Below are 17,084 nucleotides of genomic sequence, written 5' to 3'. Positions count from 1 at the left end.
GAAGCTAAGTTCGGACAGGTCAGGGGGAAACAAGGACGAATGTGTCCGAAGTGGAGCAAAGTTCGGAAGGTCAGAGAGAAACAAGCATACCCGTGTCCGAAGTGGAGCAAAGTTCGGACAGGTCAAGGGGAAAATAGCATGGTCGTGTCCGAAGTGGAACTAAGTTCAGACAAGTCAGGGGGAGAAAGCACGATCGTGTCGGAAGTGGAGCAAAGTTCGGACAGGTCAAGGGGAAACAAGCATGGTCGTGTCCGAAGTGGAGCCTATGTTCGGACAGGTCAAGGGGAAACAAGCACGATAGTGTCCGAAGTGGAGCAAAGTTCGGACAGGTCAAGGGGAAACAAGCACGATAGTGTCCGAAGTGGAGCAAAGTTCGGACAGGTCAAGGGGAAACAAGCACGATAGTGTCCGAAGTGGAGCAAAGTTCGGACAGGTCAAGGAGAAACAAGCACGATCGTGTCGGAAGTGGAGCTAAGTTCGGACAGGTCAAGGGGAAACTGGCATGGTCGTGTCCGAAGTGGAGCAAAGTTCGGACAGGTCAAGGAGAAACAAGCACGATCGTGTCCGAAGTGGAGCAAAGTTCGGACAGGTCAAGGGGAAACAAGCACGATAGTGTCCGAAGTGGAGCAAAGTTCGGACAGGTCAAGGAGAAACAAGCACGATCGTGTCCGAAGTGGAGCAAAGTTCGGACAGGTCAGGGGGAAACAAGCACAATCGTGTCCGAAGTGGAGCGAAGTTCGGACAGTCAGAGGGAGAAAAGCACCCATCGTTGTCCGAAGTGGAACTAAGTTCGGACAGGTCAAGGGGAAACAAGCACAATCGTGTCCGAAGTGGAGCGAAGTTCGGACAGTCAGAGGGAGAAAAGCACGATCGTTGTCCGAAGTGGAGCAAAGTTCGGACAGTCAGAGGGAGAAAAGCACGATCGTTGTCCGAAGTGGAACTAAGTTCGGACAGGTCAAGGGGAAACAAGCACGGTCGTGTCCGAAGTGGAGCCAATGTTCGGTCAGGTCAAGGAGAAACCTTTTCTTGGTTGGCGATTGTCAATAAACTCTATAGACTCCCCTGAATTTGTGACGGTCGTTAATAAGCCTTATAAAAGAAACTTTGCTAACTAGATGCAATAACTAGCAAGTTATTAGTTTGTAACTTCCTTGTAACCGAATCTCAGTAAAATGATTCCATCTAGTAGTGAAGGAGCGATTGTTCGGTGAGGTGGGAACTGGATTGGCTGGAAAATAGAGCAAGAGTATCTCCGAAAAAAGAGGCGATTATAGAAGAAGACACGAACAAATCCTGGACATTTGAAGGTTTAAATAATAGGGCAAAATCGCTTGCCAGCTGGCTTCAAGCCTGCGGCATTAAAAAAGGCGATCGGATTGCTATACTATCACCCAACCATATTAGCTATTTCGATGTATTGTTTGCCTGCAGTAAAATTGGGGCCATCTTTGTTCCCCTAAATTGGCGCTTATCCGTGCATGAAATAAAGGAAATATTGGGGGATTGCACACCAGCCCTTTTAGGAATTCATCAGGAATTTAAAGACTTGTATCAACCCCTAACTAATTTTAGCTTAAGTTCCTTTTTAATAGGAGATGACGGTTATGAAGAACTGGTTTCCTATCCACTTGATGATAGTTTCAGTGGACAGCTGCTTGAAACCGACCCACTGGCAATCATTTACACAGGCGGGACAACTGGTAAGCCAAAAGGTGTCGTATTAAGCCATCAATCCATTATGTGGAATGCCATTAATACCATTTTAAGCTGGGGTTTAACCAGTGAGGATATTACAATCAACTACATGCCAATGTTCCATACGGGCGGGTTAAATGCTTTGAGTATTCCCATTCTCATGATAGGAGGAACCGTTGTAATTGGAGAGATATTTACTGGACAAAAAGCGGTGCACTCCCTTAATCATTATCGCTGCACCATCATTCTCCTTGTCCCGACCATGTATCATATGTTGATACAATTAGATGAATTTCAGCATACCAGTTTTCCGTTTATGAAAATATTCCTCTCTGGAGCCGCTCCCTGTCCTTTGCCAATATACGAAGCATTTCAAAACAAGGGGCTTTCCTTTAAGGAGGGATATGGACTGTCAGAGGCAGGGCCGAATAATTTTTACATTAGTCCGGAAGATGCACAAGTCAGACGTGGATCTGTTGGCAAGCCAATGCTGTTTAACTCGATAAAGTTAGTAAAATCTGATGGGAGCGAGGCGAAGCCGGGCGAGGTCGGAGAATTATTAATTAATGGAAAACATTCTTTTTCATTTTATTGGAATAACGAACGGGCTACAAAGGAAACGGTCATGGATGGCTGGATTCATACGGGGGATCTTGCGAAAAGGGATGAAGCTGGCTTTTATTATATTGTCGGACGAAAAAAGGATATGATCATAACGGGAGGGGAGAATGTTTATCCACTTGAAGTAGAGCATTGGCTAGCGGCACACCCTGCTATTGATGAAGTGGCCGTAATCGGATTTCCTGAAGAAAAATGGGGTGAATTGGTTGTAGCGTTCATAACCTTAATGGATAACACAAACATACAAGATGAAGAATTTAAGATATATTGCGGGGTAAAACTAGGCAAGTACAAGATCCCGAAAAAATTCATTCGTTTAAAGGAAATGCCCAAAACGCATGTAGGAAAAATCGATAAAAAAAAGTTAAAAGAAATCGGAACTCGCATATAAAAGGGGAGAACAAAAGGTTCTCCCCTTTTACATTTTTATTTACTCCTCAAAATTATATGGAAACTTTACGCCCTTTAAGATACCAGATAATTGTGAAGTGGCCGATGAAAACCTCGTGTTAAAAGCAGATGTCAAGTTAAAGTAAATCAGTCGCACCTTCTATGAAAATCTTAGCTACAATCGATTGCGTTTTGTTCTTATTGTAGACAAGATAAAAATACCTTTCAACATCAAAACCCTCGATGTTATACATCCTAAGCATATGATTATTTACATATTCGTTCGCAGCAACTTCTGAAATGATGGAAATCCCCACATTCTGTATGACAAATTGAATTAAGCTCTGTCCATCCTCAATATAGGAAATGATGTTTAATTTATCTTTTGCTATTTTATGTTTTTTCAGGAACCGCTCTAGTAAGGCATTTGTTCCAGAATCAGAATTCCTCATAATAAAAGGGAAAGCTAACAGATTTTGAATGGATACAGGTTCTATTAATTCAACTTCGTTTGAGGTAACTAGAACTAATTTCTCCTTCATTAAAGGAATATAGCAAAGTTTATCGTCATCAAATTTTTGACCTAATATCCCCATATCAACAGATCCATTCAATACCCTTTCCGCAACAATTCTTGAAGAGAACTGGTTAATATGAAAGGTTACATCAGGATATTGTTGTCTAAATTGTTTAACCATTTTAGGTATCATAAATTGTCCTGGAACAGAACTTGTTGCAATTCGAATCATTCCTTGAAGCTCTGTCATCCCTTGCTTTAAATCGAGCAGTGCTTGATCTTTTAGGAGTAATAGCTGAAGAGCCCACTGATACAAACGTTCTCCTTGTGGAGTAAGGATACTTTCCCTGCCAACACGATCAAACAGTTTCATCCCCAGCATTTTCTCGAGGCCTTGTATATGGGAACTGACAGTAGATTGACTTAAAAAGATATCTTCTGCTGCTTTAGAAAAACTTTTATGCTCCACTACTTTCGTAAATACATACAGTTGATGCAAATCCACAGAAAATCTTCTCCTTTGTATATATATAATCGATTAATACTCATTGAAAAAACAACTATAATAATTTTAGTTTACCATAAAAAAGAATGAACTAATTTTACGACAAAAATAAAGAAGGAGTGGCAGTCACTCCTTCAGGCTATCTATTCAAAGCTATATTTTCATGTGAAAGGCAATGGTCCAATATCCAAGGCCATTTTCCGTGCCCTGAATCAGTATTTATATGCCCGGCATTTGGTAAAACAATCGAAGGAAAAGCAAGCTTTAAGTAGTTTTTCGCATCCTCCATATTACAATATGGATCATTTGATGAGTGGACAAATAATGAAGCTTCTGCTGCTTTATTTAGATGTTTTTCCAATAATGGTACAGGATAAAAGGATTTTGCTTCTGTAAGAACAACAGATGGAGATGGCGGTGCAACGAGGATCGCTTGCTTGACAGTCCTCTTTGGGTGACTCGCTGCATAATGAAGCCATAGGAAGCATCCTAAACTATGGGTAATTACTGTAAGTTGAGAACCAGCTGGAATGGTTTGGATTGCCTCCGTTAATTCTTCCAGCCAAACCTTTTTATTTGGTGATTGGAACTGTGAAAAAGTTGGGTAACAAACATGATAATTTCTTTTTGTTAATTCTTGAGCTAACCATGTTTGCCAATGATCTGGTCCACTGCCGCCTAATCCATGAATGATGAGAAAACTTTGTTGGTTCATCATACCCCTCCATTTGTTTATTTAAACTATTCCGATTGATTAAGTTGGTTTTATCGAAATTATAAGGCTTTTAAATGGAAAAGGCAACACTGTTGTCAGATTTCTCTTAGTTTTTTCAAATATTAACAATGTATATTTGCAATTGTTTCGATAAACTATCAATATTAGTGAATAGGTTATTTGGAAGGTAGGGGTTTATTTGACAGACTTTTTAACATTAGGTATTTCAGAAACTTTAGTGGAACAATTACGTGGTTATGGGATTGCAAAACCAACACCCATCCAAGAGCAAGCCATTCCCTTTGTCATGAAGGGGAACGATGTAATTGCACAAGCGCAAACGGGTACTGGGAAAACATTTGCCTTTATTTTGCCAATCCTTGAAAAAATTGATCGAGAAGCAACGCATGTTCAGGCATTAATTGTCACACCTACGAGAGAATTAGCACTGCAAATTACGGAAGAAGTAGAAAAGTTAGTTGCTAATATGGAGGGGATAGCTGTTTTAGCAGTTTATGGGGGACAAGATGTCGCGAAACAGTTAAAAAAATTAAAAAGGAATCCGCAAATTGTGGTGGGGACACCTGGCCGGTTGTTAGATCATATCAGGAGAGAAACGATAAGATTATCGGAAGTATCTTTCTTAGTTTTAGATGAGGCCGACCAAATGCTTCATATTGGGTTTCTAGGTGAAGTAGAAGATATTATTAGGGAAACACCTGAGTACCGACAAACGATGTTATTCTCTGCAACGATGCCGCCGGAAATTCGGAAACTAGCAGCAAAACATATGGATCAACCAGAATACATTCAAGTAGAAAAAACACAAGGTCCTGCTGAAAATGTCAAGCAAATGGCTATCCATACCACTGATCGGGCAAAGCAAGCAACGCTGATTCAATTAGTAGAAGAACATCGCCCTTTTTTAGCTGTTATTTTTTGCCGGACGAAACGAAGAGTTAGTAAACTATATGACGGTTTAAAAGCTCAAGGGTACTCTTGCGATGAATTGCATGGAGATTTATCACAGTCCAAACGAGAACAAGTCATGAAACGCTTTCGAGATGCGGAGATCCAACTATTGATTGCCACAGATGTGGCTGCAAGGGGGCTGGATGTTGAGGGTGTAACCCATGTATATAACTATGATATTCCTCAAGACGCTGAGAGCTATATCCATCGAATTGGTCGAACAGGCAGGGCAGGAATGACGGGATTGGCTCTTACGTTATACACTACTTCCGATCAACCCACACTAGAATTAATCGAAAAAGACCTTAAAATTTCGATAAAAAAACAGAACTTGGATAACGCCAACAATGAAAAAGACCACTATAAAGGGCGTACTCATTTTCAAAAAGAAGAGCGTAGTGCTGGTACTAGAGATACCCATAAATACAACAAAGTTCAAAGAACGGGCAGGAGTAAAACCGAAAATAGGGCTGAGGGTCAAAACAAGCCTGAACGGAAAGAGAATTCAAGAAAAAAGGGGGCAACTTCATCAGTTGAGCGGGGAAAACAACAAACCTTTACTAAAGGAAAACACACTACTTCAAGTTCATTGACTAGAAGTAATTCAAAGAGGGGTTCAGGCAGAAAAAAATAAATAAAAAAATGGAACTGAGGAAATATCAGTTCCATTTTTTATATTAGCGAATTCCTATCCCAGTGTTAGATTTAACAAGAACTTCTTCATATTTCTTCACATCAGCTTTTTGGCTGGAGAAGATCGTACCCAGATAACCGGCTAAAAATCCCAAAGGAATCGAAACAATCCCTGGGGTTGTATATGGGAAGAGTGGGTTCCCTACAAAAATAGCTTTTCCGACTTCAGGACTGAAGACATTCGGACTAATAAGGACTAAACCAATGGCAGAGATAAGTCCCACTACCATCGCCCAAACAGCTCCCGTTGTATTAAACCGTTTCCAATAAATCGTGTAAATAATGACAGGTAAGTTCGCACTTGCTGCTACTGCAAAGGCAAGTGATACAAGGAATGCAACATTCAGGGTTTGTGCACCTAAAGCAAGAATAATGGATATGACAGAGACGCCAATTGCAGCCCAGCGTGCCATGCTAACCTGTTGTTTCTCGGTTGCCTTCCCTTTACGAAGAATTTCATTATAGAAATCGTGTGCAACTGCAGATGCAGAGGTCAAAACAAGTCCAGCGACAACTGCAAGAATGGTGGCAAAAGCTACAGCTGAAATAAAGGCAAACAACATATTACCACCAATCGCTTGTGCTAAAAGAGGTGCCGCCATATTTCCGGCAGGATTAGCAGCTACAATTTCAGAGTTTCCAACAAAAGCTGCCGCACCGAAGCCAAGGAAAATAGTCATCACATAGAAAATCCCAATAATCCATGTCGCGTAAACAACAGAAGAACGCGCTGTTTTCGCATCCTTTACGGTAAAGAAGCGGACAAGAATATGTGGCAGGCCAGCAGTACCCAAGACTAGTCCCATATTCAAGGATATAGTATCAAGGCCTATTTTGTATTTAACACCTGGATTTAAAAAGGCTTCTTTCAAAGGTGTTGCTGTTTTCATTTGCGCAAACATATCCGTAATACTCCAATTAAACTTAGCAAAAACAATAATTGAAATTAATAATGTACCACCCATTAAAAGGACGGCTTTAATAATCTGGACCCAGCTTGTTGCATGCATCCCGCCAAAAATAACATAGACGGTCATTAACACCCCGACAATCAAAACAGAAGTAGTATATTCTAAACCTAATAATAATTTTATAAGAGCACCTGCTCCAACAAGCTGGGCGATCATATAAAAGATGGAGATAGCCACTGTATTCATTGCAGCAAATCCCCGAATTTTTTTTGCATCGAAGCGGGCAGCAATCATATCAGCAAAAGTATACTTTCCTAAATTGCGGAGCGGTTCAGCGACTAAATAAAGAACAACTAAATAGGCAACAAGGAAGCCAATGCTGTAAAAAAATCCATCAAACCCTGTTAATGCTACAGCACCAGCAATTCCTAGGAAGGAAGCTGCCGACATATAATCTCCAGCAATGGCCATTCCATTTTGCCATCCTGTCAGACCTCCGCCTGCTGTATAAAATTCACTTGCATTTTTTGTTTTCTTAGAAGCGTAATAAGTAATAACTAAGGTTACCAGAACAATGCCCAGGAACATAATAAAAGCGGGAGTATTCATTGGCGATTCCCCCCTTCTTCAACCACCTGATTTGCTAATTCATCAAATCTAGCTGCCTTTTTTGAATAAAGCATACACAAACCCCAAGTCATAATGAATTGTAGAAAAGCAAAAACCCATGCCCAAGTAATACTGCCAATAAATTTATGATTTAAAATGGTTGTATAAGAAGTAAGGATGGGCAGCGCAAAATAAAAACAAAAAAAGAAGATGGTGATTGGGATAATAAACTTTTTCTTTTCGGAGAGTAATGTTTGAAATGATGACGAGTTAACAATGGAACTGTAATCGCTTTCAGAATTAAGTTTAGTCTTCCGAGCCTCCATTGGAAGCTTCCCCCTTTCATTAAAAAGAACTCTTAAAACATTTGGAAAAAATATTAGTGTGGGTCATTGGTTGAAGAAAAAAATTACTGTGGCAGAATGATATCTAACTTAGGTTTATATTATCTTTATATATCACCTCTAATACAGATTATTCTAAAATTTCAAAAAATGAATCTACTGCTTATTATAGTAATAGGGTAATAAAATACGCAAGAAAAATTTCTAAAAACAGGAAAATTTACCTAATGATGTATAAAAGAGGACATAAAAAAAGAAAATCACTGCATCGCAATGATTTTCAAGTATGGAGACTATCGGGATCGAACCGACGACCTCTTGCATGCCATGCAAGCGCTCTCCCAGCTGAGCTAAGCCCCCAGTATTATTGGTACAAGAGAAATTATATCTGGATTATAAAAATCTTGCAAGAGAAAATTTTTATAAACAGGATAATATTTTGCTATTACCCTTATCCAATACTTTCAATTTCTACTTTTTGTACACCATCTATCGCCGAAACAGCAGCATAAACTTCTGTAGTTTTATCTCGATAATCAACAGCCACTAATATTTGAACTAGATGATCTCCATTATCTAAATCCTTTATTCGGAGCCTGCGAATAATATACTTTTTTTCTATTAAAAATGAAATAGTAGTTTCAATTTGTCTTTGGTCTCTTATAAAAAGTTGGAGATTGATTTCTTTTTCTCTTAACTGTTTGGGTCCAATAATCTTCATAAGAAAAGGGATAAATTCAACACTAATAATAAGTAAAGCAACTCCAGCAAAAGCTTCTATATAAAAACCTGCACCAACGGCAATACCTATGCCTGCAGCCCCCCAAATCATGGCAGCTGTAGTTAAGCCTGAAATACTGTCGTTTCCTCTTCTTAATATTACACCTGCACCTAAAAAGCCAATTCCAGATACAATCTGAGCTGCTAGACGCAGTGGATCCATTGTAATTTTCACATCATCCGAGGTTGGGAACATATAGGCAGATTGTATGGAAACAATCGTTAACAAACAACTGACAACAGATATAACAAGACTTGTTTTAAGGCCAACTGGCTTTCTCTTTAATTCACGTTCAAGACCAATAATCAGTCCGAAAACTGCAGAAATTCCTAGTTTGATTAATATATCAATGTCTGCATTACTCATCTCATTTCACTTCCAATACAAGTGTCATTGTTAACTGAAGGTTTTTTTATTGAATAGAAATATCTTACAATGAAAATGAAATCAAGGAAATATTCTTTTTCATTTATTCTTAAAACATAAAAGAATGGAAGAACTTAATTTTAATGGATATAAATTAAAAAAGCTATTCTCTTATTAGATATACAGTTCAAGGTTATTTTATGAGTATAAGAAATAAAGTTTGCCTTATTAAATATAAAAAGTTTAAAAATTATATTGCAATCATTAATCTATCATGGTATATTAATACCTGTCCTCAGCGAGCGGTAAACAACTTAAAATAAATTTTAAAAAGTTGTTGACACTAAGTTGAGAAACATGATATATTAGTGAAGTCGCTTTTGGGCGATTGAGTAAATGTTCTTTGAAAACTAAACAAACAAAAACGTCAACAAACAATAATATTAGTTTCGTATGAAACTAAGCCAACGTAACAAAATGAGCTAAATCAACTTTCTCGGAGAGTTTGATCCTGGCTCAGGACGAACGCTGGCGGCGTGCCTAATACATGCAAGTCGAGCGAATCTTGAGGAGCTTGCTTCTCAAGATTAGCGGCGGACGGGTGAGTAACACGTGGGCAACCTGCCTGTAAGACTGGGATAACATCGGGAAACCGATGCTAATACCGGATAATCCTTTTCCTCTCATGAGGAAAAGCTGAAAGTCGGTTTACGCTGACACTTACAGATGGGCCCGCGGCGCATTAGCTAGTTGGTGAGGTAACGGCTCACCAAGGCGACGATGCGTAGCCGACCTGAGAGGGTGATCGGCCACACTGGGACTGAGACACGGCCCAGACTCCTACGGGAGGCAGCAGTAGGGAATCTTCCACAATGGACGAAAGTCTGATGGAGCAACGCCGCGTGAGCGATGAAGGCCTTCGGGTCGTAAAGCTCTGTTGTTAGGGAAGAACAAGTACCGGAGTAACTGCCGGTACCTTGACGGTACCTAACCAGAAAGCCACGGCTAACTACGTGCCAGCAGCCGCGGTAATACGTAGGTGGCAAGCGTTGTCCGGAATTATTGGGCGTAAAGCGCGCGCAGGCGGTCCTTTAAGTCTGATGTGAAAGCCCACGGCTCAACCGTGGAGGGTCATTGGAAACTGGGGGACTTGAGTGCAGAAGAGGAAAGCGGAATTCCACGTGTAGCGGTGAAATGCGTAGAGATGTGGAGGAACACCAGTGGCGAAGGCGGCTTTCTGGTCTGTAACTGACGCTGAGGCGCGAAAGCGTGGGGAGCAAACAGGATTAGATACCCTGGTAGTCCACGCCGTAAACGATGAGTGCTAAGTGTTAGGGGGTTTCCGCCCCTTAGTGCTGCAGCTAACGCATTAAGCACTCCGCCTGGGGAGTACGGCCGCAAGGCTGAAACTCAAAGGAATTGACGGGGGCCCGCACAAGCGGTGGAGCATGTGGTTTAATTCGAAGCAACGCGAAGAACCTTACCAGGTCTTGACATCCTCTGACACTCCTAGAGATAGGAATTTCCCCTTCGGGGGACAGAGTGACAGGTGGTGCATGGTTGTCGTCAGCTCGTGTCGTGAGATGTTGGGTTAAGTCCCGCAACGAGCGCAACCCTTGTTCTTAGTTGCCAGCATTTAGTTGGGCACTCTAAGGAGACTGCCGGTGACAAACCGGAGGAAGGTGGGGATGACGTCAAATCATCATGCCCCTTATGACCTGGGCTACACACGTGCTACAATGGATGGTACAAAGGGCAGCAAAGCCGCGAGGCCTAGCCAATCCCATAAAACCATTCTCAGTTCGGATTGTAGGCTGCAACTCGCCTACATGAAGCCGGAATCGCTAGTAATCGCGGATCAGCATGCCGCGGTGAATACGTTCCCGGGCCTTGTACACACCGCCCGTCACACCACGAGAGTTTGTAACACCCGAAGTCGGTGGGGTAACCGCAAGGAGCCAGCCGCCTAAGGTGGGACAGATGATTGGGGTGAAGTCGTAACAAGGTAGCCGTATCGGAAGGTGCGGCTGGATCACCTCCTTTCTAAGGAATATGCAGTCCTTGTGGACTGATAAAAGTTGACCGCTTTTTGTTTGTTTAGTTTTGAGGGAGCAATTCTCTCAATGCACAACATTCGTTCTTTGAAAACTAGATAATCGTAAGAAGAAGCAAGAAAACATCGAGTAATCGCCATTTTAGTTTTCTCTCTTAAGTAATTAAGAGAAATAACCTTTTAGGTTAAGTTAGAAAGGGCGCACGGTGAATGCCTTGGCACTAGGAGCCGATGAAGGACGGGACTAACACCGATATGCTTCGGGGAGCTGTAAGTAAGCTTTGATCCGGAGATTTCCGAATGGGGGAACCCACTGCTCGTAATGGAGCAGTATCTTTACCTGAATACATAGGGTATTGATGGCATACCCGGGGAACTGAAACATCTAAGTACCCGGAGGAAGAGAAAGCAAACGCGATTCCCTGAGTAGCGGCGAGCGAAACGGGACATAGCCCAAACCAAGAGGCTTGCCTCTTGGGGTTGTAGGACACTCAACATGGAGTTACAAAGGAACGGGGTAAATGAAGCGATCTGGAAAGGTCCGTCATAGAAGGTAAAAACCCTGTAGTTGAAACTTCGTTCCCTCCTGAGTGGATCCTGAGTACGGCCGGACACGAGAAATCCGGTCGGAAGCAGGGAGGACCATCTCCCAAGGCTAAATACTCCCTAGTGACCGATAGTGAACCAGTACCGTGAGGGAAAGGTGAAAAGCACCCCGGAAGGGGAGTGAAATAGTTCCTGAAACCGTGTGCCTACAAGTAGTCAGAGCCCGTTCATGGGTGATGGCGTGCCTTTTGTAGAATGAACCGGCGAGTTACGATCCCATGCAAGGTTAAGTTGAAGAGACGGAGCCGCAGCGAAAGCGAGTCTGAATAGGGCGAATGAGTATGTGGTCGTAGACCCGAAACCAGGTGATCTACCCATGTCCAGGGTGAAGTCCAGGTAACACTGGATGGAGGCCCGAACCCACGCACGTTGAAAAGTGCGGGGATGAGGTGTGGGTAGCGGAGAAATTCCAATCGAACTTGGAGATAGCTGGTTCTCTCCGAAATAGCTTTAGGGCTAGCCTCACGTAGTAAGAGTCTTGGAGGTAGAGCACTGTTTGGACTAGGGGCCCTCATCGGGTTACCGAATTCAGACAAACTCCGAATGCCAAAGACTTATCCGTGGGAGTCAGACTGCGAGTGATAAGATCCGTAGTCAAAAGGGAAACAGCCCAGACCACCAGCTAAGGTCCCAAAGTATACGTTAAGTGGAAAAGGATGTGGAGTTGCTTAGACAACCAGGATGTTGGCTTAGAAGCAGCCACCATTTAAAGAGTGCGTAATAGCTCACTGGTCGAGTGACTCTGCGCCGAAAATGTACCGGGGCTAAACGTATCACCGAAGCTGTGGATTGACACCATCAGGTGTCAGTGGTAGGAGAGCGTTCTAAGGGCGTTGAAGCTAGACCGTAAGGACTGGTGGAGCGCTTAGAAGTGAGAATGCCGGTATGAGTAGCGAAAGATGAGTGAGAATCTCATCCACCGAATGCCTAAGGTTTCCTGAGGAAGGCTCGTCCGCTCAGGGTTAGTCGGGACCTAAGCCGAGGCCGAAAGGCGTAGGCGATGGACAACAGGTTGATATTCCTGTACCACCTCTTTATCGTTTGAGTGATGGGGGGACGCAGGAGGATAGGGTAAGCGCGCTGTTGGATATGCGCGTCTAAGCAGTTAGGCTGGTGAATAGGAAAATCCGTTCACCGTGAAGGCTGAGCTGTGACAGCGAGGGAAATTTAGTACCGAAGTTCCTGATTCCACACTGCCAAGAAAAGCCTCTAGCGAGATAAAAGGTGCCCGTACCGCAAACCGACACAGGTAGGCGAGGAGAGAATCCTAAGGTGAGCGAGAGAACTCTCGTTAAGGAACTCGGCAAAATGACCCCGTAACTTCGGGAGAAGGGGTGCTCTTTGAGGTTCATAGCCTCGAAGAGCCGCAGTGAATAGGCCCAGGCGACTGTTTAGCAAAAACACAGGTCTCTGCGAAGCCGCAAGGCGAAGTATAGGGGCTGACGCCTGCCCGGTGCTGGAAGGTTAAGAGGAGGGGTTAGCGCAAGCGAAGCTCTGAATCGAAGCCCCAGTAAACGGCGGCCGTAACTATAACGGTCCTAAGGTAGCGAAATTCCTTGTCGGGTAAGTTCCGACCCGCACGAAAGGCGTAACGATCTGGGCACTGTCTCAACGAGAGACTCGGTGAAATTATAGTACCTGTGAAGATGCAGGTTACCCGCGACAGGACGGAAAGACCCCGTGGAGCTTTACTGTAGCCTGATATTGAATTTTGGTACAGCTTGTACAGGATAGGTAGGAGCCTGAGAAGCCGGAGCGCTAGCTTCGGTGGAGGCGTCGGTGGGATACTACCCTGGCTGTATTGAAATTCTAACCCGCACCCCTTATCGGGGTGGGAGACAGTGTCAGGTGGGCAGTTTGACTGGGGCGGTCGCCTCCTAAAGAGTAACGGAGGCGCCCAAAGGTTCCCTCAGAATGGTTGGAAATCATTCGTAGAGTGTAAAGGCACAAGGGAGCTTGACTGCGAGACCTACAAGTCGAGCAGGGACGAAAGTCGGGCTTAGTGATCCGGTGGTTCCGCATGGAAGGGCCATCGCTCAACGGATAAAAGCTACCCCGGGGATAACAGGCTTATCTCCCCCAAGAGTCCACATCGACGGGGAGGTTTGGCACCTCGATGTCGGCTCATCGCATCCTGGGGCTGTAGTCGGTCCCAAGGGTTGGGCTGTTCGCCCATTAAAGCGGTACGCGAGCTGGGTTCAGAACGTCGTGAGACAGTTCGGTCCCTATCCGTCGTGGGCGCAGGAAATTTGAGAGGAGCTGTCCTTAGTACGAGAGGACCGGGATGGACGCACCGCTGGTGTACCAGTTGTCTTGCCAAAGGCATCGCTGGGTAGCTATGTGCGGACGGGATAAGTGCTGAAAGCATCTAAGCATGAAGCCCCCCTCAAGATGAGATTTCCCATAGCGTCAAGCTAGTAAGAACCCTGAAAGATGATCAGGTTGATAGGTCAGAGGTGGAAGCGTGGCGACATGTGGAGCTGACTGATACTAATCGTTCGAGGACTTAACCATTTATATTAGGTGAACTCGATTTTTAAACTTCTTCTGCATTATCTAGTTTTGAGGGAATGAAAAATTTTTAATTTCCTCTTGAAAAATATCAAAAAGACATTATAATAAAATAGTGTCGAATAAATGGTCTGGCAATTATGGCGAGAAGGTCACACCCGTTCCCATACCGAACACGGAAGTTAAGCTTCTCAGCGCCAATGGTAGTTGGGACATGCGTCCCTGTGAGAGTAGGACGTTGCCAGGCAATATATGGAGGATTAGCTCAGCTGGGAGAGCATCTGCCTTACAAGCAGAGGGTCGGCGGTTCGATCCCGTCATCCTCCACCATATATTATTCCAAATTATTATTTGCCGGGGTAGCTCAATTGGTAGAGCAACTGACTTGTAATCAGTAGGTTGGGGGTTCAATTCCTCTCGCCGGCACCACTATACGAGCCATTAGCTCAGTTGGTAGAGCATCTGACTTTTAATCAGAGGGTCGAAGGTTCGAGTCCTTCATGGCTCACCATTTAAATGAATATGCGGGTGTGGCGGAATTGGCAGACGCACCAGACTTAGGATCTGGCGCCGCAAGGCGTGGGGGTTCGACTCCCTTCACCCGCATCATTTAATTTCTTATATGCGGAAGTAGTTCAGTGGTAGAACATCACCTTGCCAAGGTGGGGGTCGCGGGTTCGAATCCCGTCTTCCGCTCCATTAATGCCGGGGTGGCGGAACTGGCAGACGCACAGGACTTAAAATCCTGCGGTAGGTGACTACCGTACCGGTTCGATTCCGGTCCTCGGCACCATTACAACAAATTCATATGCGCCCTTAGCTCAGCTGGATAGAGTGTTTGACTACGAATCAAAAGGTCGGGAGTTCGAATCTCTCAGGGCGCATTATTTCGGGAAGTAGCTCAGCTTGGTAGAGCACTTGGTTTGGGACCAAGGGGTCGCAGGTTCGAATCCTGTCTTCCCGACCATCTCCTTTTCAAATGGGGTCTTAGCTCAGCTGGGAGAGCGCCTGCTTTGCACGCAGGAGGTCAGGGGTTCGATCCCCCTAGACTCCACCAAAATTTAAATTTGAATATTTGGCGGTGTAGCTCAGCTGGCTAGAGCGTACGGTTCATACCCGTAAGGTCGGGGGTTCGATCCCCTCCGCCGCTACCAATATCATTTAAAAGTACTTCAACTTGGACCTTTAGCTCAGCTGGTTAGAGCAGACGGCTCATAACCGTCCGGTCGTAGGTTCGAGTCCTACAAGGTCCACCATGAAACTTTATATTACACACGGAGGAATACCCAAGTCTGGCTGAAGGGATCGGTCTTGAAAACCGACAGGCGGGTAACACCGCGCGGGGGTTCGAATCCCTCTTCCTCCTCCATAATTTTTATGCCTTTTATTGTCGCGGGGTGGAGCAACGAGCATTGCTTCAGTGAATAATCTGCGAGTTGTGTCAATCGAATCGCTGCTTGAATTAGCTTACTGAGATTGATACAGTCCATGCAAGCTTGGAGCATAGATTCACCGAATTATTTATTATTGTCGCGGGGTGGAGCAGTCTGGTAGCTCGTCGGGCTCATAACCCGAAGGTCACAGGTTCAAATCCTGTCCCCGCAATACGGTCTGGTAGTTCAGTTGGTTAGAATGCCTGCCTGTCACGCAGGAGGTCGCGGGTTCGAGTCCCGTCCAGACCGCCACTAAGTGTGGCTCAGTAGCTCAGTCGGTAGAGCAAAGGACTGAAAATCCTTGTGTCGGCGGTTCGATTCCGTCCTGAGCCACCATTTTTAATTGAATATATTCTTATGGCGGCTGTGGCGAAGTGGTTAACGCACCTGATTGTGGTTCAGGCATTCGTGGGTTCGATTCCCATCAGCCGCCCCTTTTAAAAATTATTATGCGGGTGTAGTTTACTGGTAAAACCTCAGCCTTCCAAGCTGATGTAGTGGGTTCGATTCCCATCACCCGCTCCAATTGGGGCCTATAGCTCAGCTGGTTAGAGCGCACGCCTGATAAGCGTGAGGTCGATGGTTCGAGTCCATTTAGGCCCACCATTTTAATGTTCCGCAGTAGCTCAGTGGTAGAGCTATCGGCTGTTAACCGATCGGTCGTAGGTTCGAGTCCTACCTGCGGAGCCAATTATGGGGAAGTACTCAAGTGGCTGAAGAGGCGCCCCTGCTAAGGGTGTAGGTCGGGTGACCGGCGCGAGGGTTCAAATCCCTCCTTCTCCGCCATAAATATAATCGGCCCCTTGGTCAAGCGGTTAAGACACCTCCCTTTCACGGAGGTAACACGGGTTCGAGTCCCGTAGGGGTCATAGATAAAAACTGATAACATACTGTTATCAGTTTTTTTGTATGCAATTTTTTATGAAAAGACAGATGGTGTCAGTAGAATATAAATACGCTTTTGATTTGAGATAAAATTAAGTCTTCCAAAACCTTCATTTCCTTTCCTGCAAAAGGCAGCATAAAAGATTAAATTTATTATATTAAAATAATATTTAACTGGTTATCTTCTCTTTAAAAATGATTGATACCGCTTACATTTGCCTCGTTTACAATGTATATCACCCAACTAAATTATTAATAAATAAATAACTTTTTTGACCTTAATTTTATAAAATTTTATAAAAAACTTGATAAAATTCTGTCATATATTGACGAGATTTTTGTCGTTTTGTGTTTAATTATGCTGAAAAAGGGTAAACAGTATCATCTTACATCAATTGTTGTCGGAAAAGATAAAAAAGTTTTTTGAGGCTTATGCTTCATTTGCACTTATAATTGTTCAAAGAAATACATATTTTC

Annotated in this window: 8 protein-coding genes, 22 tRNA genes and 3 rRNA genes; 27 read left to right on the top strand and 6 right to left on the bottom strand. The window is 43.8% G+C overall.

The window, feature by feature from the left end; translation table 11 throughout:
* Window positions 1-39: 39 nt before the first annotated feature.
* On the top strand, window positions 40-405 hold the full coding sequence (locus AC4E8C_RS18845; RefSeq protein WP_490208164.1) for a hypothetical protein: 366 nt from the start codon (window positions 40-42) through the stop codon (window positions 403-405).
* Window positions 406-1,207: 802 nt separating this feature from the next.
* Complete coding sequence (locus AC4E8C_RS18840; RefSeq protein ID WP_490208163.1) at window positions 1,208-2,707, top strand: acyl-CoA synthetase; 1,500 nt, start codon at window positions 1,208-1,210, stop codon at window positions 2,705-2,707.
* A 136-nt stretch (window positions 2,708-2,843) separates the two neighbouring features.
* Here the strand turns inward: AC4E8C_RS18840 and AC4E8C_RS18835 are convergent, their stop codons facing one another.
* A complete protein-coding gene (locus tag AC4E8C_RS18835) occupies window positions 2,844-3,728 on the bottom strand; it encodes a selenium metabolism-associated LysR family transcriptional regulator (RefSeq protein WP_490208162.1) in 885 nt (294 codons plus the stop codon).
* Window positions 3,729-3,867: 139 nt separating this feature from the next.
* Window positions 3,868-4,446: an RBBP9/YdeN family alpha/beta hydrolase gene (locus AC4E8C_RS18830; protein ID WP_490208161.1), complete on the bottom strand. Its 579-nt coding sequence runs from the start codon at window positions 4,444-4,446 to the stop codon at window positions 3,868-3,870.
* Window positions 4,447-4,642: 196 nt separating this feature from the next.
* On the opposite strand from AC4E8C_RS18830, the gene AC4E8C_RS18825 reads away from it, so the two are divergent.
* Window positions 4,643-6,049 (top strand): DEAD/DEAH box helicase, encoded by a 1,407-nt coding sequence (locus tag AC4E8C_RS18825; protein WP_490208160.1) that lies wholly within the window; start codon window positions 4,643-4,645, stop codon window positions 6,047-6,049.
* 43 nt (window positions 6,050-6,092) lie between these two features.
* Here the strand turns inward: AC4E8C_RS18825 and AC4E8C_RS18820 are convergent, their stop codons facing one another.
* The 4 genes from AC4E8C_RS18820 to AC4E8C_RS18805 form a co-directional block, all read right to left on the bottom strand.
* Window positions 6,093-7,628, bottom strand: a complete 1,536-nt coding sequence (locus AC4E8C_RS18820; RefSeq protein ID WP_490208159.1) for a solute symporter family protein — start codon at window positions 7,626-7,628, stop codon at window positions 6,093-6,095.
* Complete coding sequence (locus AC4E8C_RS18815; RefSeq protein ID WP_490208158.1) at window positions 7,625-7,954, bottom strand: DUF485 domain-containing protein; 330 nt, start codon at window positions 7,952-7,954, stop codon at window positions 7,625-7,627. Before AC4E8C_RS18815 ends, AC4E8C_RS18820 begins: the two co-directional genes overlap by 4 nt.
* Before the next feature lie 305 nt (window positions 7,955-8,259).
* Window positions 8,260-8,332, bottom strand: a tRNA-Ala gene (locus AC4E8C_RS18810).
* A 91-nt stretch (window positions 8,333-8,423) separates the two neighbouring features.
* Entirely contained in the window at window positions 8,424-9,119 is a 696-nt protein-coding gene (locus tag AC4E8C_RS18805; protein WP_490208157.1) for an MgtC/SapB family protein, read from the bottom strand.
* Window positions 9,120-9,612: 493 nt separating this feature from the next.
* On the opposite strand from AC4E8C_RS18805, the gene AC4E8C_RS18800 reads away from it, so the two are divergent.
* The 24 genes from AC4E8C_RS18800 to AC4E8C_RS18685 all read left to right on the top strand — a co-directional run bounded on the left by AC4E8C_RS18800 (window position 9,613) and on the right by AC4E8C_RS18685 (window position 16,591).
* Window positions 9,613-11,162, top strand: a 16S ribosomal RNA gene (locus tag AC4E8C_RS18800).
* 193 nt (window positions 11,163-11,355) lie between these two features.
* Window positions 11,356-14,292, top strand: a 23S ribosomal RNA gene (locus AC4E8C_RS18795).
* Between the two features lie 127 nt (window positions 14,293-14,419).
* Window positions 14,420-14,536 (top strand): 5S ribosomal RNA (gene rrf, locus AC4E8C_RS18790).
* Together the 16S, 23S and 5S rRNA genes with 21 tRNA genes alongside form the textbook arrangement of a ribosomal RNA operon.
* 7 nt (window positions 14,537-14,543) lie before the next feature.
* Window positions 14,544-14,619 (top strand) — tRNA-Val (locus AC4E8C_RS18785).
* 23 nt (window positions 14,620-14,642) lie between these two features.
* Window positions 14,643-14,718, top strand: a tRNA-Thr gene (locus AC4E8C_RS18780).
* 6 nt (window positions 14,719-14,724) lie between these two features.
* Window positions 14,725-14,800, top strand: a tRNA-Lys gene (locus AC4E8C_RS18775).
* Between the two features lie 13 nt (window positions 14,801-14,813).
* A tRNA-Leu gene (locus AC4E8C_RS18770) sits at window positions 14,814-14,895 on the top strand.
* Window positions 14,896-14,913: 18 nt separating this feature from the next.
* Window positions 14,914-14,988: transfer RNA gene (locus AC4E8C_RS18765), tRNA-Gly, on the top strand.
* 5 nt (window positions 14,989-14,993) lie between these two features.
* A tRNA-Leu gene (locus AC4E8C_RS18760) sits at window positions 14,994-15,082 on the top strand.
* Between the two features lie 17 nt (window positions 15,083-15,099).
* Window positions 15,100-15,173, top strand: a tRNA-Arg gene (locus AC4E8C_RS18755).
* Window positions 15,174-15,179: 6 nt separating this feature from the next.
* Window positions 15,180-15,256 (top strand) — tRNA-Pro (locus AC4E8C_RS18750).
* Window positions 15,257-15,270: 14 nt separating this feature from the next.
* Window positions 15,271-15,346 (top strand) — tRNA-Ala (locus AC4E8C_RS18745).
* A gap of 20 nt (window positions 15,347-15,366) precedes the next feature.
* A tRNA-Met gene (locus tag AC4E8C_RS18740) sits at window positions 15,367-15,443 on the top strand.
* Window positions 15,444-15,468: 25 nt separating this feature from the next.
* Window positions 15,469-15,545 (top strand) — tRNA-Ile (locus tag AC4E8C_RS18735).
* Window positions 15,546-15,565: 20 nt separating this feature from the next.
* Window positions 15,566-15,658: transfer RNA gene (locus AC4E8C_RS18730), tRNA-Ser, on the top strand.
* Window positions 15,659-15,820: 162 nt separating this feature from the next.
* Window positions 15,821-15,894 (top strand) — tRNA-Met (locus AC4E8C_RS18725).
* Window positions 15,895-15,897: 3 nt separating this feature from the next.
* Window positions 15,898-15,974: transfer RNA gene (locus AC4E8C_RS18720), tRNA-Asp, on the top strand.
* Window positions 15,975-15,982: 8 nt separating this feature from the next.
* A tRNA-Phe gene (locus AC4E8C_RS18715) sits at window positions 15,983-16,058 on the top strand.
* A gap of 24 nt (window positions 16,059-16,082) precedes the next feature.
* Window positions 16,083-16,155: transfer RNA gene (locus AC4E8C_RS18710), tRNA-His, on the top strand.
* 18 nt (window positions 16,156-16,173) lie between these two features.
* Window positions 16,174-16,247, top strand: a tRNA-Gly gene (locus AC4E8C_RS18705).
* Between the two features lie 4 nt (window positions 16,248-16,251).
* Window positions 16,252-16,328 (top strand) — tRNA-Ile (locus AC4E8C_RS18700).
* A 9-nt stretch (window positions 16,329-16,337) separates the two neighbouring features.
* Window positions 16,338-16,412 (top strand) — tRNA-Asn (locus tag AC4E8C_RS18695).
* A gap of 5 nt (window positions 16,413-16,417) precedes the next feature.
* Window positions 16,418-16,508 (top strand) — tRNA-Ser (locus AC4E8C_RS18690).
* A gap of 11 nt (window positions 16,509-16,519) precedes the next feature.
* Window positions 16,520-16,591: transfer RNA gene (locus AC4E8C_RS18685), tRNA-Glu, on the top strand.
* Window positions 16,592-17,084 lie beyond the last annotated feature (493 nt).

The sequence above is a fragment of the Neobacillus sp. SRL179 genome, from assembly GCF_984799095.1.
Note: the sequence above shows the minus strand (reverse complement) of the source record. Positions and strands in the feature narration are given on the sequence as shown.